This is a genomic window from Microbacterium sp. F1-18, from assembly GCF_052921305.1.
Genome location: NZ_JBREVD010000002.1, coordinates 270048 through 284616 on the forward strand (window position 1 = coordinate 270048; position 14569 = coordinate 284616).

The following is a 14569-nucleotide window of genomic DNA, read 5'->3' on the forward strand; positions in this document are numbered from 1 at the left end:
GGGCGTCGCGGATCAATAGCATGGTCGAATGACCGATACCGCGACGCCCTCGGTGGCGCGCCGCCTCGATGATCTCCCCTTCGGCCGCCGGCATCTCAGGATCCTGACCGGTTCCGGGCTCGGCTGGGCCCTCGACGCGATGGACGTCGGCCTGATCTCGTTCATCATCACGGCGCTCATCGCGCAGTGGTCACTCGACACATCGCAGGCGTCGTGGATCGCATCCGCCGGCTTCGCCGGGATGGCGATCGGGGCAAGCCTCGGCGGGCTGCTCGCCGACCGTTTCGGCCGGAGATCGGTGTTCGCGGTGACCCTGCTCGTCTACGGGGTCGCGACCGGAGCGAGCGCGCTGGTCGGCGGGCTCGCGATGCTGCTCGTGCTCCGCTTCGTCGTCGGGCTCGGACTCGGCGCCGAGCTGCCGGTCGCGAGCACGTATGTCAGCGAGTTCGCTCCCGCGCGAATCCGTGGTCGGGTCATCGTCATCCTCGAGGCCTTCTGGGCGGTCGGCTGGACGGCGGCGGCGCTCATCGGCTACTTCGTCATCCCGCAGGTCGAGAACGGGTGGCGGTGGGCGTTCGCCGTCGGTGCGATTCCCGCGGTCTACGCCCTGATCGTTCGCTGGGGGCTTCCCGAGTCAGCACGCTGGCTCGAGCGCCGCGGCCGGCATGCCGAGGCCGAGGCCGTCGTCCGAAGCTTCGAGAAGAACCACGGGCCCGCGTCCTCCGACCAGCGCACCGCGGCGGGGGCAGAGGCGATCGGGGGCCCGCCGGCAGCGGTGTCGACGACGGGACGTCTTCGAGCCCTCTGGTCTCCCGAGTTCCGCGCCCGCACGGCGAGCCTGTGGCTGGTCTGGTTCTGCGTCAACTTCTCGTACTACGGCGCGTTCATCTGGATTCCCACCATCCTCTACACGCAGGGGTACGACCTCGTCCGCTCGTTCGGGTTCACGCTGATCATCACCCTTGCCCAGCTGCCGGGTTATGCCGTGTCGGCATGGCTGATCGAGGTGTGGGGCAGGCGCCTCACGCTGTCGGTCTTCTTGATCGGCTCCGCAGCATCCGCCGTCGTGTTCGGCACTGCCGGCACCGAGGCCGTCATCATCGTTGCGGGCATGGCGCTGTCGTTCTTCAACCTCGGCGCCTGGGGCGCCCTGTACGCCGTCACCCCCGAGATGTACCCGACGTCGCTGCGCGGCACCGGAGCGGGGTGGGCCGCCGGCGTGGGCCGCATCGCCTCGATCCTCGCGCCGCTGTCCGTGCCGCCGCTGCTGCTCTGGGGCGGAGCCCCGGTGCTCTTCGTGGTGTTCGCCGTCTTCTTCGTCCTCGCCGCCGCCGGCGCGTGGGGCCTCGCCGACCGCAGAGGGGTGTCGCTCGATGACCGCTGATCCAGAGGTGCGCTACGTCGCGATCGGTGACTCGTTCACCGAGGGCGTGGGAGACGAGCTCCCCGACGGCGCCGTCCGCGGCTGGGCGGATCTCGTCGCCGCGGGTTGGGCCGATGCCACCGGGCGGTCGGTGCAGTACGCGAACCTCGCGATCCGGGGCAAACTCGTCCGGCCGATCGTGGACGAGCAGCTCGAAGCAGCACTCGCCCTGCGTCCGACGCACCTTTCGTTCAACGGCGGGGGCAACGACATGCTGCGCCCGCGCACGTCGATCGCGCATATCGTCGATGCGTTCGTGCAGGTGCTCCGGCGCTGTGACGACGAGGGCGTGCGCCTCATCCTGCTGTCAGGGGCGAACCCGTCGGCCCAGCTGCCGCTGGGCGGACTGATCAATCGCCGCGGAGATGCCCTCTCCGCTGCCGTGGTCGACCGGATCTCGGACCGCAACGACGTCATCCGCGCCCTGAACTGGCACGATCGCGCCCTGACCCACCCGTCGTACTGGTCGGCCGACCGCCTCCACATGAACGCGCGCGGCCACCACCGCGTCGCGGCTCGCGTGCTCGGCTCGCTGGGGCTCGACGCGCCGGGGGAGTGGTGGTCGCTCCCCGTCGACGCGCCGCCCCCGACGCTCGCCCGTGGCGAGTACTTCCGCGAGCATCTTGCGCCCTGGGTCCGGCGCAGGCTGACGGGTCGCTCGTCGGGCGACCACCGTCAGCCGAAGTTCGGCTCATGGGTCGAGGTCGCGCCGCGTTCTTGACACGGGCGGAGAAGCCGTGTCAAGACGATGCGCGGCGCGACGAATCCGCGCCACGATCGTCGGGTCCGCACACCCGAAGGGAACTGACATGAGCATTGGTGCCGGAATCGCACTGTTCGTCATCGGCGCGATCCTCGCGTTCGCCGTCAACGTCGAGGTCGAGTGGGTGAACCTCGACCTCATCGGCTACATCCTGATGGGCGCGGGAGCCCTCGTCTTCCTCATCGGGCTCGTTCTGATGGTGCGCCGTCGTCAGACGGAGACCGTCAGCCGCTCCGCCGTCGACCCGGCGAGCGGTCAGCGCGTCACCCGCAACACCACGAGCACCTCGGGCGACCCGACGCTCTGACGAAGATCCTGCGTCGGCCGCGTCGGCCTCATCCCCGGCGCGGCCGTCTCGGTGCATCCATGCCGATGTGGATGCGCGTCCGCTTGCGCTCGATCGCGATGAACGTGCCGCCGATCAGCCACAGCGGGACCTGCGTGAGGAAGGCGATCCGGAACGCTTCGAGCGAGTAGGTAGCGGGAGTGCCCGCCCCCTGCAGATCGAGCGCGACACCGATGGAGAACACCGCGATCAGGGCGGCGAGGAATCCGCCGGCGTTGGTCAGCCCCGTGGCAGTGCTCAGCCGATGCGAGGGATTGTGGGTCCGGGCGTGATCGAAGGCGATCATCGACGCCGGGCCGCCGGTGGCCAGAGCCACGGCGAGCGCGACCAGGAGCCAAGCCGGTGCGGTTCCCGGCCAGAGGATGACCGCCGTCCACGCGATGAGCTGCACGGCGACGGCCGGGAGGACCAGGGCTCGTGATCTCAGGTTCGGGATGCGGCGCGAGAGCTCGCCCATGATCGGCCCGAGCGCCATCCCGGCGAACACGTACAGGGTCGTGATGAGTGTCGCTTCGCCCTGAGTGCGACCCTCGCCCGCAGTGAGGAACGGGATGCCCCACAGCAGGATGAACGCCGTGCCGGCGAACGGCGTCGTGAAATGCGACCAGAACGCCAGCCGGGTGCCGGGGTGGTCCCAAGCCGCCCGGATGCCGACGCCCGTGTCGACGCTCGAAGTGACGACCCTGATGGCACCGGTGTCGGTGTCGACGCTGACGTCGCGGTCGACCTCCGGCGGGTGGTTGCGAACGAGGAGGAAGACGAGGACCGCGAACAGGACACCGAGACCCGCGACGCTGCCGAATGTCACCGACCAACTGGTGGCGTGCAGGAGCGCGGAGAGCGGGATCACGGCGACGAGCTGCCCGGCCTGACCGAGGATGCCGGTCATCTGCACCATCAGAGGTCCGCGCTGCGCAGGGAACCACGTCGCGACCAGACGCAGCACCGCGGGGAAGATGGCGGCGTCACCGGCGCCCAGCAGCATGCGGGCGATGATCGCGACACCGACGCTGGGGGAGAGCGCCATCGTCAGCTGCCCGACAGCCATGAGCACCATCCCGATGGTCATGATGGGCCGCGAGCCGTAACGGTCGAGGAGGACGCCGATGGGAATCTGCATTCCGCCGTACACGGCCAGCTGAACGACCGCGAACATCGACAGGGTCGCGGCATCCGCGTGGAAGCGCTCGGCGGCGTCGACGCCGACGGCTGCGAGAGACGTGCGGTTCGTGATCGACAGGACGTACGCCGCGACGCCGGTTCCCCAGACCAGCCACGCCCGCACCCCGGGCCCGGCCATGCGCGCCGAGACGGTCATCTGCCGATCCGTCCGAGCGGGCGGGGCGTCGGAAAGATCACCCTCCTACGCTACTCCGGCCCCGGCGTCCACTCGTGCGAGCCCCGGTGTCCGCCGCGGTCATGGTCTGAGAGGATGCGGACATGAGTGCTCCGGTGGACCCGCGATGAGTGCGCTCTCGTCGCTCGAGAACGACGCAGCGATCGTCGTCGAGCACGTCGCGCGCCGCGAGCAGCCCGTCGATGGCGAAACCGTCGCTCGGCTGCGGACCGAGTTCCCGCGTCTGCATTCCCTCTTCCGTGCGCTCTACGGTGACCGGCCGGGTTCGCTCGAGGCGCTCGTGCACCTGATCGACGTGGTGCTCGATGCTCGTGCCGACCGCCCCGCGCAGCTGAGGCGCCTCGATCGTGACCGCGCGGCCGACCCCACGTGGTTCGAGTCCGAGAAGATGATCGGTGGTGTCTGCTACGTCGACCGGTTCGCCGGCGACCTCGACGGCGTACGCGGCATGATCCCGTACTTCCGCGAGCTCGGCCTGACCTATCTGCACCTCATGCCCTTGTTCGACAGCCCCGAGGGCGACAACGACGGGGGCTACGCGGTCTCGGACTACCGCACCGTGAAGCCGGCGCTGGGCACGATGGCAGATCTTCGCGCGCTCGCGGACGACCTCCGGGAGGCGGGAATATCCCTCGTCCTCGACTTCATCTTCAATCACACCTCGAATGAGCACGTCTGGGCGCAGCGGGCCCTCGCAGGCGACCCCGTGTACGAGGACTTCTACCTGATCTTCCCCGACCGCGAGCTCCCCGATGCGTACGAGCGGACCACGCGCGAGATCTTCCCGGACGACCACCCGGGCTCGTTCGTGCCGCTCCCGGACGGTCGGTGGATCTGGGCGACGTTCTACCGGTTCCAGTGGGACCTCAACTACGCCAACCCCGATGTCTTCACGGCCATGGCGGGGGAGATGCTGTTCCTCGCGAACCAGGGCGTCGAGGTCCTCCGGATGGATGCCGTGGCCTTCATCTGGAAACGCCTCGGCACAGCATGCGAGTCGCTGCCGGAGGCGCACCTGCTGCTCCAGGCGTTCAATGCTGTGCTGCGGATCGCGGCTCCCGCGGTGCTGTTCAAATCCGAGGCGATCGTGCATCCCGACGAGGTGCAGGACTACATCTCGCCCGATGAGTGCCAACTGTCGTACAACCCGCTGCAGATGGCGCTGACCTGGGAGGCGCTGGCGACGCGCGACGCCCGGCTGCTCCAGCTGGCGCTCGACGAGCGCCATGCCCTGCCTGCGGGAACGGCGTGGGTCAACTACGTCCGCAGCCACGACGACGTCGGCTGGACCTTCGCGGACGAGGATGCCGCGCGCCTCGGCATCGACGGTGGACCGCATCGCCGCTTCCTCAACGATTTCTACATCGGTCGCTTCGACGGCTCGTTCTCACGCGGCTTCCCTTTTCAGGAGAACCCACGGACGGGCGATGCCCGAATCGCGGGCACGACGGCTTCGCTGGCGGGCGTCGCCGCGGGAGACGACGGCGGCGAGGACCGGGTCGTGCTCGCGCACGCGTTGGCGATGTCGACCGGTGGCATCCCGCTGCTCTATCTCGGGGACGAGGTCGCGCAGCTCAACGACGACGCGTTCCAGGAAGACCCCGCTCGTCGGGGCGACAGTCGATGGGCGCACCGGCCGACGCGTCCGGAAGATCGGTACGCACGCCGCCTGGACGAGTCGACGGTGTCGGGGCGCGTGTTCACGCGACTCCGCCGGCTGATCGAGGTGCGCCGCGCGAGCCCGGAGCTCGCGGGCAACGATCTGGTGCCGTTCCACACCCCGCACGTCGCGGTGGTGGGGTTCACGCGACCGTCATCGGACGGTGACGGGGGAGCGGTCCTCGTTCTCGCCAACGTGGGCGATTCGCCCGTCGACATCCCGTCGGCTACGTTCAGCGGGCTCGACGAATCCGCGTACGACGTGGTCCGAGATCGCGCGCTCACCCTCGGTGGCGGACTCGTCCTGCCTGCGCATGCGTTCGTCTGGCTGCGCGTGCGTCGACGCTGACGGCGCCGAGCGTCACAGGACGTCTTCGAGGATCAGATCGCGAAGCGTGCTGCGCCGCAGGTCACGCGCCGTGACGACCGTGCCGTCGCCGAGATTGCTCCGGCCACCGAGGTGCTCGGCGATGCGGCGTGCCGCGAGGGCGCGGTCGTGTTCGTCGTCCAGCACAACGCCGATGGCGGTGAGGTCGCGGCCCAATGAGTTGCTCGAGTGGACGCTCGCACGGTCGATGAGCTCGCTCGCGAAGGCACGACCCTCGGTCAGCCTTCCCGCGGCGTGCACGACGGCGACGAGGACACGGGGCGACACTCGGGCCAGCTCTGTCTCGAGGAGCGCATCGAGGTCGGCGATGCACCCCGGGAGCTCGTCGGAAGCGTCGGGGAGCGATACCCCGATCGTGAGGGCGTCAGGCCGGTGTTCGGCGGTCGCGACCTGCGTCAGTGCGTCGATGATGTCGGTGTCCAAGCCGGCGATGTGCATGGCCGTCTCCCTTCGTCACGCTCCACAGGAGCGAGGCTGACCGATTACTGTACCAGCTGGACGGTAAAGTCTCACCTCGGCGGGACGGGTGTCACTCGGGGGTCACGACGATGCGACCCGGGCCGAGCGGAACCAGGGGAGCGCGATAGCTGAGGCCCGTGTCGCCAGGGTGCAGTACGACGTGCGCTGCACCGAACCGCCACAGGCGGTTGAAGAGGAAGACGGTGATCTCGACGGCCTCGTCGTCGGGCACGAGCCAGGTCCCGACGCCCCATTGCGCTGGCTGGCCGATTCCGTTCATCACGATGGTCGGCCGCACGCCGGGAATGAGATGGAGCGCGGGACGGCGCAGCACCAAAGTGACGCGTCGTCCGGGCCTCGTGACGGCTTCGCTCATGAGCGCATCGCGGAGAGCGGGTCGGGGCGCGATGAGGTGGCGGGATGCATGGGGTCATTCAACCAAGCGGCACCGTGCGAGCAAAACGTCCGCGGTGCGCGACAAGAGAGGGTTGATTCCAACGACCTGACATAATGTGCATTATCGGACTATACGTAGGACGCTCGTGACGCCGCGCGCGCTCGTGCCGACGGCAGCCCACCGCTGACCGCGAGCGCGCCCAGAACCGTCGCGCTGATCGTCGCCGCCGTCAAGATGGCCGTCGCGAGTGTGCGCCCGGAACCCGATGCGTATGACGCGCACAGTGCGACGGCGGTGATCGCCGCACCGACGGTCAGTACGGGCGCGAGCGCGCGCAGGCGACGTTGTGCCGCCGTCAGCACCGGCGCCGTGTGGCCCCGACGCACCGCCGTGACGAGCAACGCGGCGACCGTGCACCAGAAGCCCACGACGAGGCTGGCCGTGACGACATCGCTGGGCCGATGCCAACCGGCGGCGATGACGCCCATGCCGGCGACGGTCGCCCAGACGACGAGCACCGGCGCGAGAATCAACTTCATCTGCGACGGCGCGGCGAACAACGCCGCGCACGCCGCCGCGATGGCGATCGTCGCATGGCCCGACGGCAGCGAATTGCCATACGCGCCCCAGCCGCTCGCCAGATCGGGCCGGGCGATCACCTCGTTCTTGAGAACCTGCGTCACGACGCTGGCACCGACGAACAGGACGGATGCCGCGACGGCTTCGGCATATCGCCGCCGGACGACGGCCGCGACGATGCTGACGATCATCGTCAGCGCCGCGACGATGAGGATGTAGTTCGCGCTGACGTGCTGGGCCGCGCGCAGCACGGGGTTGGTCGAGGCCGTCGTGGCGACCATGGCCGCCTGATCCGCGTGCTGACCGGTCGCCGTGAAGACGCACACCAGGATGGTCACCGCTATGGCCGCCAGCTGAACGCCCGCCAGCTGCAGGTAGCGCACGTTGCGGTTCATACCGTCACCTCGCTCTCGTCGTCGGTCCACCGTACGAAGCCGATCCTGTGAGCGGGGTCAACACGCGGCGAACCGGGGCGAAGCCCCCACTCCCCTAGGCTCGAAGGGTGCAGGTCGTGACCGGGTTCGTCGTCGTCGGGGTCGCGATCGTCGTGGGCTACGTCATCGGCCGGATCGATCTGCTCGGGCCTCATGGCCGCCCTGTGCTCGCGCGACTGATCTTCTTCGTCCTGTCGCCCTTCCTGATGTTCGTCGTGCTCTCGCAGGCCGACGTCTCGACGCTCTTCTCGGCACTGCTGCCCGTATCCGCGATCGCCGCGGTGTCGATGTTCGTGGTCTATGCGCTGATCGCTCGGCTCGTCTGGCGCCGTTCGATCGGTGAGACGCTCATCGGAACGCTCTCGGCCGGCCAGGTGAACTCGAACAACATCGGCATCCCGCTGTCGCTCTATCTGCTGGGGTCGGCCGCCTTGCCGGCGCCCGTGATCCTCATGCAGCTGATCGTGTTCACGCCCATCACCATGGCCATCCTCGAGGCCGTGACGACCGGTCAGCGCAAGCCGCTGCCGATTCTCAAGCGAACCTTCGGCAACCCGATCGTCATCGCCTCGGTCGCGGGTGTCATCGTGTCGGTCTCCGGCCTGGAACTGCCCCCGATCGTGCTCGATCCGCTGCAGCTGATCGCCGACGCATGCGTTCCCGTCCTCCTCATCGCCTACGGAATGTCGCTCCACGGTCAGCGCGTGCTGTCCGCTTCCGGTCGGCGGCGTGACATCCTCCTGGCGTCGGGGCTCAAACTCATTGCGATGCCCCTCGTCGCCTGGGCGGTCGCGGCCTTCGTGTTCGGCCTCTCACCCGCCGACACGCTCGCCGTCACGGTCCTCGCTGCGCTCCCGACCGCTCAGAACGTCTTCAACTTCGCCCAGCGCTACGACATCGGCGAGACCATCTCGCGCGACACCGTGTTCCTCACCACACTGGGCTGCGTGCCCGTTCTGCTCGCAGCGACGCTGTTGCTCGGCTGACCTCCCCCCGCGGCTGATCGGCGGTTCCGCATCTGCGGCCCTGACGGGACTCCCCCCGGTCCACTAACGTGTGGCGTGTCGGGGGCGCGCGGCTCCCGCGAAGGAGGTCCTGTCATGACAAGCACGGAGAACACCGCCGCGAGATTCGTCAGGTCACTGCGAACCTCGTTCATCGTCGGCGGCATCCTGACTCTGATCGTCGGCCTGCTGATCCTCATTTGGCCGGGCCGCACGGCTCAGGTGCTGACCGGCATCATCGCCGCCTACGCGATCATCACGGGCATCGTCTACGCCGCGCTCGGGATCTTCTCGCGGACGAAGGGCGGCTGGGCCCGCGTGGGACACATCGCACTCGGCATCCTCTTCGTCGTCGTCGGAATCGTGGCGTTCGCGAACCTCCCGGCATTCACGGTGTCGTTCGCCGTCTTCCTCGGCGTGCTGGTGGGCATCACGTGGATCGTCGAAGGCGCGGTGTCGCTGTCGGTCGTCGGCGAGTCGACGTCGCGCGGGTGGACGATCGCCTTCGCGATCCTCTCGATCATCGCCGGCGTCATGCTGCTGTTCACGCCGCTGTGGGGCGTGATCGTGCTGTGGTGGCTGCTGGGGATCTCGGCCGTGGCGCTCGGCATCGTCAACATCATCCGAGGGCTCTCGTTCCGTCCCTGACGGTCGCGTGTGGGGCGTCACACCGGCAGGTGGCGCCCCCACCAATCGAGGATGGCCTCGAACCGTTCCACGCGGTGACGCGGCCGGCCCGAACGGGTCAGCTCATGGTTCTCGCCGGGGAAGATCAGCAGCTCGGCCGCCGTGCCCTGGCGGCGCAACGCGGAGTAGTACCGGGTCGCCTGTTCGAGCGGGCACCGGAAATCGAGCTCGGAGTGAACGACGAGGGTGGGCGTGGTCACCTGGTCGACGACCGCCATCGGGCTCTGCGCCCGGATCGCGGTCGGATCGGTGCCGACGTACTCATCGCCGAAGAACGACCCGATGTCGCTCGTGCCCGAGAACGTCGTGGGGTCGAGGAAGCCGCGCTCGACGATCGCGGCGGCGAACCGGTGGTCATGCGCGATCGTCCACGCGGTGAGATACCCGCCGTATGACCCGCCCATGATGCCGACACGGTCTCCATCGAGGCGCTCGTCCGCCGCCACCGCTCCGTCGAGGAAGGCGAGAACGTCGACGAAGTCGTCGGTTCCCATCCGGCCCCGGATGCTGCGGCCGTGGGCCCGCCCGTATCCGGCGCTGCCGCGGGGGTTGCAGTAGACGACGGCGTAGCCCGCGTCGACGAGGACCTGCGTCTCATCGAACAGGTGCACACCGTAGGCGGCGTACGGGCCGCCGTGGATCTGCAGCAAGACGGGGAACGGGCCGTCGCCCGGAGGCGTCGCGACCCAGCCGTGCACCGGGTAGCCGTCGGGCGCCGTCACCTCGAGCTCGCGGGGAAGGACGAACCCGGCCCGGCTGGCGGCGTCGCCGAACGAGGTGAGTAGTCGCGCGTCCACGCCTGCGGCGTCGAGGAAGAGGATCTCACCGGCCGACCGGTTGGTCGCCACCGCGCAGACGATGCGCTCGCCCGCTGCGTCGGCGCCGTGACCCACGACCTCCAGACCACGGCGGAGACGCGCGATAGCGCCGTCGCGCGATACGCGCAGCAGGTGCACTTCACCGCGGGTCCGGTTCTGCACCAGGAAGTCGTCACCGACCGCGGTGATGTGCGAACCCACCTCGCCGAGGTCGATCGTGTCGGGGTCGGTCAGTCGGCGGGGCTGGTCGCCGTCGAGGACCCACAGCGCCACGCCGGGGGCGACGAAGTCGATCCCGGTGGGACCCGGATCGGAGGCCAGGAAAGCGATGCTCCCATCGGCCGCGACGGCGATGTCGGCGATCGACAGCGTCGCCGAGAGGACAACGCGCTCCCCCGTCCCGTCCACTCGCACCGCGACGAGCGGCGAACGCAGGTCGCGACGATCGTGCTCGATCTCGTCGGTCGTCGTGAGGATCTCCGTCCCGTCCGCGGTGAACACGACTCCGTCGTGCGAACGTGAGCCGGAGGTGAGCTGGCGCGCCGCCTCGGGCACACGCCGCGCGCGGGTGGACGACGAGGTCTGCGGTCCGGGGGCGGTCTCGTAGGACGGCTCCGAGCCGAGGTCGGGTGCCGCGACCACGAAGACGTGAGCGGGTCGGTCGGCGATGTATCCGACGCCGTTCGCGTGCCATCGGATGCCGGTGATGCGGCGAGGGGACTCCGCCTCCGGCGCGAGACCGTCGATGGTGCCGTATCGGCCCGACTCGGGCACTCGCGCGGTGTAGGCGAGCACGTCGCCCGCCGGGGCCCAGGCGAAGGAGCCGACTCCGAGGGGTGCGTCGGTGACCTGCACGGGCTCCGAACCGGATGCCTCGATCACATGGATCTGGGCCTTGCCGTCGGCGTCGCCGCGCAGGAACGCGACATGGCCGCCGTCCGGCGACAGCCGCGGCGACGTGTCCGCGACACCCCGGGTGAGACGTCGCGGCTCGCCCGAGGGCAACTCGATGCGCCAGAGCTGCCCCACGTTCCGATCCGCGGATATGTCGGGTCGCGATGTCGCGAACACGGCGAACGAGCCGTCGGACGCGACCGTCGGACGCCCGACGGAGATCAGCGTCTCGATGTCCGTGGGGCCCACGATCACTCGCCGCCGAAGGACGAGATGTCTCCCACGAGACGGGTGTTGTCCGCCGGGATCGGCTCGACGGCCGCGAGTGCGATCTCGGCGGCGAACTCCGACACGTTGTAGAGCTTGCCGGCCGACTTCCGACGCGTCTCGATAGCGCCCGGGTTGGCACGTTCGAGCAGGGTCGCGGTGATGGTGCCCTCGATCATGTCGCCCGACACGACGACGAATCCGATCCCGCGCTCGGCGAGCTCGCCCACCCGCTCACGCAGGGCGTCCTCGCCCGCGCGCTTCGACAACGCGACGGCCTCATACTCGGGCATCGTCGGGGTCGTGCGGATGAAGTGGGCCTGGTGGCTGGTCACGAAGACCACGCGCGATCCGTCCTCGAGGAGCGGCAGCGCCGCGTCGAGGGTGCCGAGCTGCGCGTCGCGGTTGAGGGTGAGCGCATAGTCCTCGGCCATGCCGCCTTCCATCCCGCCGGACGCGTTCAGCACGAGCAGATCGAGGTGGCCGAACGTCTCACGGACGGCGGCGAACATCTCGTCGACCGAGGCGCGGTCGGTCAGGTCGGCGCCGACGACGAGCACCTCGACGCCCAGCTCGCGCAGCTCGGCGGCGAGCTTCTCGGCACGAGGCGCCTTATTGCGGAAGTTGATGACGACGTTCGCCCCCGCCTGCGCGAGGAAGCGCGCCGTATCCGCGCCGACACCGCGCGACGATCCGGTCACCAGTGCCGTGCGACCGGAGAGGGTTCCGGCGGGAAGGGGCTGAGTCATGTGGCGCTCCTGCGGGGAAGAAAGGCTGTCGGCACGGCGGTTCACCGGCACCGCACGAGCCTATCAACCGGCCCGGATCGGACCCCTGACTGATAGGTTCGGACGAGGGACGAAGGAGCGTCGATGTTGCCTGATCTCACGCAGTATCTGTGGATAGCGTGGCTCGTGCTGGCCCTGATCTTCGTCATCGTCGAGTTGCTCACACTCGAGTTCACGTTCCTCATGCTCGCCGGTGGAACCTTGATCGGCGGTCTGGGAACGAACCTCCTGTCCGCCCCGTGGTGGCTTCAGGTCGCCGCGGCCGCTGCGGTGTCGGCGTTGCTGCTGTTCACCATCCGGCCGCTCCTCCTGCGGGCCCTGCGCCGGAGCAGTCAGCACATACCGACCAACGTCGACGCGCTCGCGGGCCTGGGCGCCCGCGTCCTCGTCCCCTTCGTCGACGGAGCAGGGTCGGTCAAGCTCGACAACGGCGAGACGTGGACCGCCCGCCTCGTCGACGATCGCGCAGACGTCCCCGTCGGTTCCCGCCTCGTCGTCCGTGCCGTCCGCGGTGCAACGGTCGAGGTCACTTCCCCCGCCCCTGATACGAAGGAGAACGCCCGTGGTTGATGTCGGCGCTTTCGTCGGGCAGATCTTCGTGATCGTGCTCCTCGTCGTCCTGGCGATCTTCGTGATCGTCGTGCTCTTCCGCTCGATCCGGATCATCCCGCAGGCCTACGCGGGCGTGGTCGAGCGCCTGGGGCGCTATCAGCGCACGCTCGCGCCCGGACTGAATCTGCTCGTGCCCTTCATCGATCGGGTCCTCCCCCTGGTCGACATGCGCGAGCAGGTGGTGTCGTTCCCGCCGCAGCCGGTCATCACCGAGGACAACCTCGTGGTCTCTATCGATACCGTCGTCTACTTCCAGGTCACCGACGCGCGTGCCGCCACGTACGAGATCAACAACTATCTCGGAGCCGTCGAGCAGCTGACGACCACGACGCTCCGAAACGTCGTCGGAGGCCTCAACCTCGAAGAAGCGCTCACGAGCCGTGACAACATCAACGGCCAGCTGCGCATCGTCCTCGACGAGGCGACCGGCAAGTGGGGCATCCGGGTCTCGCGTGTCGAGCTGAAGGCGATCGATCCGCCCACCTCGATCCAGGACTCCATGGAGAAGCAGATGCGCGCCGAGCGTGACCGCCGCGCCGCGATCCTCACCGCGGAGGGCTCGAAGCAGTCGCAGATCCTCGAGGCGGAGGGTCGCCGCCAGGCGGAGATCCTGAAAGCCGAGGGCGACAAGCAGGCTCAGATCCTGCGCGCCGAGGGCGAGTCGGCCGCGATCCAGTCCGTGTTCCAGGCGATCCACGACGGCAACCCCGACGACAAGCTGCTGGCTTACCAGTACCTCCAGACCCTCCCGAAGATCAGCGACAGCGCGTCGAGCAAGCTCTGGATCATCCCGAGCGAGTTCACCGAGGCGCTCAAGAGCATGAGCGCGGGGTTCGCGGGCCGTCGCGACGACCGGCCGGTGCCGCCCGCCGACCGTTCCGCTCCGCCCGCGCCGTGACGCATCCGTACTTCAGGGCGGAGCGACCGAGGGTGCTCGCGCACCGCGGTTTCGTGCCCCCTGACTCCGAGGGCGTCGTCGAGAACACCTTCGCCGCTTTCGCGGCAGCGCACGCACTCGGAGTCCGATACGTCGAGTCGGACTGCCACCTGAGCGCTGACGGCACCGTGATCCTCTTCCATGACGCCGACCTGTCGCGGGTCACCGGCGACCCGCGCCCGATCGCGGATGTCGGCGATCGCGAGCTGGAGGAGATCATGGCCGACCGCGGAGGGCTCGTGACTCTGGCGCAGGCGCTCGAGGCGTTCCCGTCCCTGTCGTTCAATCTCGACGTGAAGGTCGACGCCGCAGCCGAGAATGTCGGACAGCTCGTGGCCCCTCATGCGGAGCGAGTCCTGCTCACGAGCTTCTCCGATCGCACGCGCGTGCGCGCCCTCCGCGCCGCGCGTGCCGCGGGAGGAAGCCCGGCGACATCGGCGGGGACCATCCGGATCGCGGCGCTCGTCGCCGCCGTCGCTTCAGGTGTGCCATGGTTGATGGGTCGTGCGTTGCGCGGCATCGACGCGGTACAGGTCCCCGAGCGCCGGGGTCCGGTCCGCATCGTCTCCCCCCGAATGATCCGCGCGGTCCATCGTGCCGGCGTCGAAATACATGTCTGGACGGTCAACGACGCAGACAGCATGAGACGCCTGCTCGCTGCCGGCGTCGACGGCATCGTCACGGATCGGTCCGACCGCGCGCTGACCATCGCGGCGGGGGAACGCTGAATACCCCGACACGCTGAACATCGGCTGTG

General features: G+C 69.0%; 15 protein-coding genes. 9 read left to right on the forward strand and 6 right to left on the reverse strand.

The window, feature by feature from the left end; all coding sequences use genetic code 11:
- The first annotated feature begins 28 nt into the window (after positions 1-28).
- The 3 genes from ACU6RU_RS05420 (at position 29) to ACU6RU_RS05430 (ending at position 2493) form a co-directional block, all read left to right on the forward strand.
- A complete protein-coding gene (locus ACU6RU_RS05420) occupies positions 29-1384 on the forward strand; it encodes an MFS transporter (RefSeq protein ID WP_446726084.1) in 1356 nt (451 codons plus the stop codon).
- Positions 1374-2144: an SGNH/GDSL hydrolase family protein gene (locus ACU6RU_RS05425; protein ID WP_446726085.1), complete on the forward strand. Its 771-nt coding sequence runs from the start codon at positions 1374-1376 to the stop codon at positions 2142-2144. Before ACU6RU_RS05420 ends, ACU6RU_RS05425 begins: the two co-directional genes overlap by 11 nt.
- An 88-nt stretch (positions 2145-2232) precedes the next feature.
- A complete protein-coding gene (locus tag ACU6RU_RS05430) occupies positions 2233-2493 on the forward strand; it encodes a DUF6458 family protein (RefSeq protein ID WP_289329586.1) in 261 nt (86 codons plus the stop codon).
- A gap of 28 nt (positions 2494-2521) precedes the next feature.
- On the opposite strand, the gene ACU6RU_RS05435 is transcribed toward ACU6RU_RS05430, so the two are convergent.
- Entirely contained in the window at positions 2522-3850 is a 1329-nt protein-coding gene (locus ACU6RU_RS05435) for an MFS transporter (protein ID WP_446726086.1), read from the reverse strand.
- Positions 3851-3995: 145 nt separating this feature from the next.
- Between ACU6RU_RS05435 and ACU6RU_RS05440 the strand changes: the two genes are divergently transcribed.
- The gene (locus ACU6RU_RS05440) at positions 3996-5897 is read left to right on the forward strand and encodes an alpha-amylase family protein (RefSeq protein ID WP_446726087.1); all 1902 of its coding nucleotides are present in this window, start codon (positions 3996-3998) and stop codon (positions 5895-5897) included.
- Between the two features lie 12 nt (positions 5898-5909).
- On the opposite strand, the gene ACU6RU_RS05445 is transcribed toward ACU6RU_RS05440, so the two are convergent.
- The 3 genes from ACU6RU_RS05445 to ACU6RU_RS05455 all read right to left on the reverse strand — a co-directional run bounded on the left by ACU6RU_RS05445 (position 5910) and on the right by ACU6RU_RS05455 (position 7766).
- Positions 5910-6374: a hypothetical protein gene (locus ACU6RU_RS05445; protein ID WP_120262568.1), complete on the reverse strand. Its 465-nt coding sequence runs from the start codon at positions 6372-6374 to the stop codon at positions 5910-5912.
- Between the two features lie 91 nt (positions 6375-6465).
- On the reverse strand, positions 6466-6771 hold the full coding sequence (locus ACU6RU_RS05450) for a hypothetical protein (RefSeq protein ID WP_120262569.1): 306 nt from the start codon (positions 6769-6771) through the stop codon (positions 6466-6468).
- Positions 6772-6920: 149 nt separating this feature from the next.
- Complete coding sequence (locus ACU6RU_RS05455; protein ID WP_446726088.1) at positions 6921-7766, reverse strand: phosphatase PAP2 family protein; 846 nt, start codon at positions 7764-7766, stop codon at positions 6921-6923.
- Positions 7767-7873: 107 nt separating this feature from the next.
- Between ACU6RU_RS05455 and ACU6RU_RS05460 the strand changes: the two genes are divergently transcribed.
- Both ACU6RU_RS05460 and ACU6RU_RS05465 read left to right on the forward strand, forming a co-directional pair.
- The gene (locus tag ACU6RU_RS05460) at positions 7874-8791 is read left to right on the forward strand and encodes an AEC family transporter (protein WP_446726089.1); all 918 of its coding nucleotides are present in this window, start codon (positions 7874-7876) and stop codon (positions 8789-8791) included.
- A gap of 114 nt (positions 8792-8905) precedes the next feature.
- Positions 8906-9457: an HdeD family acid-resistance protein gene (locus tag ACU6RU_RS05465; RefSeq protein WP_120262572.1), complete on the forward strand. Its 552-nt coding sequence runs from the start codon at positions 8906-8908 to the stop codon at positions 9455-9457.
- A 17-nt stretch (positions 9458-9474) separates the two neighbouring features.
- On the opposite strand, the gene ACU6RU_RS05470 is transcribed toward ACU6RU_RS05465, so the two are convergent.
- Both ACU6RU_RS05470 and ACU6RU_RS05475 read right to left on the reverse strand, forming a co-directional pair.
- Positions 9475-11457 carry a S9 family peptidase gene (locus ACU6RU_RS05470; RefSeq protein WP_446726090.1) on the reverse strand — a complete coding sequence of 661 codons (1983 nt, stop codon included), beginning with the start codon at positions 11455-11457 and terminating at the stop codon, positions 9475-9477.
- Between the two features lie 2 nt (positions 11458-11459).
- On the reverse strand, positions 11460-12224 hold the full coding sequence (locus ACU6RU_RS05475; protein ID WP_120262573.1) for an SDR family oxidoreductase: 765 nt from the start codon (positions 12222-12224) through the stop codon (positions 11460-11462).
- A gap of 123 nt (positions 12225-12347) precedes the next feature.
- On the opposite strand from ACU6RU_RS05475, the gene ACU6RU_RS05480 reads away from it, so the two are divergent.
- The 3 genes from ACU6RU_RS05480 to ACU6RU_RS05490 are packed head-to-tail and all read left to right on the forward strand — an operon-like array spanning position 12348 to position 14540.
- Positions 12348-12833 (forward strand): NfeD family protein, encoded by a 486-nt coding sequence (locus ACU6RU_RS05480; RefSeq protein WP_289329579.1) that lies wholly within the window; start codon positions 12348-12350, stop codon positions 12831-12833.
- A complete protein-coding gene (locus ACU6RU_RS05485; protein WP_120262575.1) occupies positions 12826-13773 on the forward strand; it encodes an SPFH domain-containing protein in 948 nt (315 codons plus the stop codon). Before ACU6RU_RS05480 ends, ACU6RU_RS05485 begins: the two co-directional genes overlap by 8 nt.
- A complete protein-coding gene (locus ACU6RU_RS05490) occupies positions 13770-14540 on the forward strand; it encodes a glycerophosphodiester phosphodiesterase family protein (RefSeq protein WP_289329578.1) in 771 nt (256 codons plus the stop codon). Before ACU6RU_RS05485 ends, ACU6RU_RS05490 begins: the two co-directional genes overlap by 4 nt.
- Positions 14541-14569: the final 29 nt, after the last annotated feature.

Bases quoted from the DNA above. Each gene is read 5' to 3' on its own strand.
- ACU6RU_RS05440 (WP_446726087.1), top strand. From the start codon at position 3,996: ATGAGTGCGCTCTCGTCGCTCGAGAACGACGCAGCGATCGTCGTCGAG.
- ACU6RU_RS05465 (WP_120262572.1), top strand. From the start codon at position 8,906: ATGACAAGCACGGAGAACACCGCCGCGAGATTCGTCAGGTCACTGCGA.
- ACU6RU_RS05420 (WP_446726084.1), top strand. From the start codon at position 29: ATGACCGATACCGCGACGCCCTCGGTGGCGCGCCGCCTCGATGATCTC.
- ACU6RU_RS05475 (WP_120262573.1), bottom strand. From the start codon at position 12,224: ATGACTCAGCCCCTTCCCGCCGGAACCCTCTCCGGTCGCACGGCACTG.
- ACU6RU_RS05455 (WP_446726088.1), bottom strand. From the start codon at position 7,766: ATGAACCGCAACGTGCGCTACCTGCAGCTGGCGGGCGTTCAGCTGGCG.
- ACU6RU_RS05425 (WP_446726085.1), top strand. From the start codon at position 1,374: ATGACCGCTGATCCAGAGGTGCGCTACGTCGCGATCGGTGACTCGTTC.
- ACU6RU_RS05435 (WP_446726086.1), bottom strand. From the start codon at position 3,850: ATGACCGTCTCGGCGCGCATGGCCGGGCCCGGGGTGCGGGCGTGGCTG.
- ACU6RU_RS05430 (WP_289329586.1), top strand. From the start codon at position 2,233: ATGAGCATTGGTGCCGGAATCGCACTGTTCGTCATCGGCGCGATCCTC.
- ACU6RU_RS05450 (WP_120262569.1), bottom strand. From the start codon at position 6,771: ATGAGCGAAGCCGTCACGAGGCCCGGACGACGCGTCACTTTGGTGCTG.
- ACU6RU_RS05445 (WP_120262568.1), bottom strand. From the start codon at position 6,374: ATGCACATCGCCGGCTTGGACACCGACATCATCGACGCACTGACGCAG.
- ACU6RU_RS05480 (WP_289329579.1), top strand. From the start codon at position 12,348: ATGTTGCCTGATCTCACGCAGTATCTGTGGATAGCGTGGCTCGTGCTG.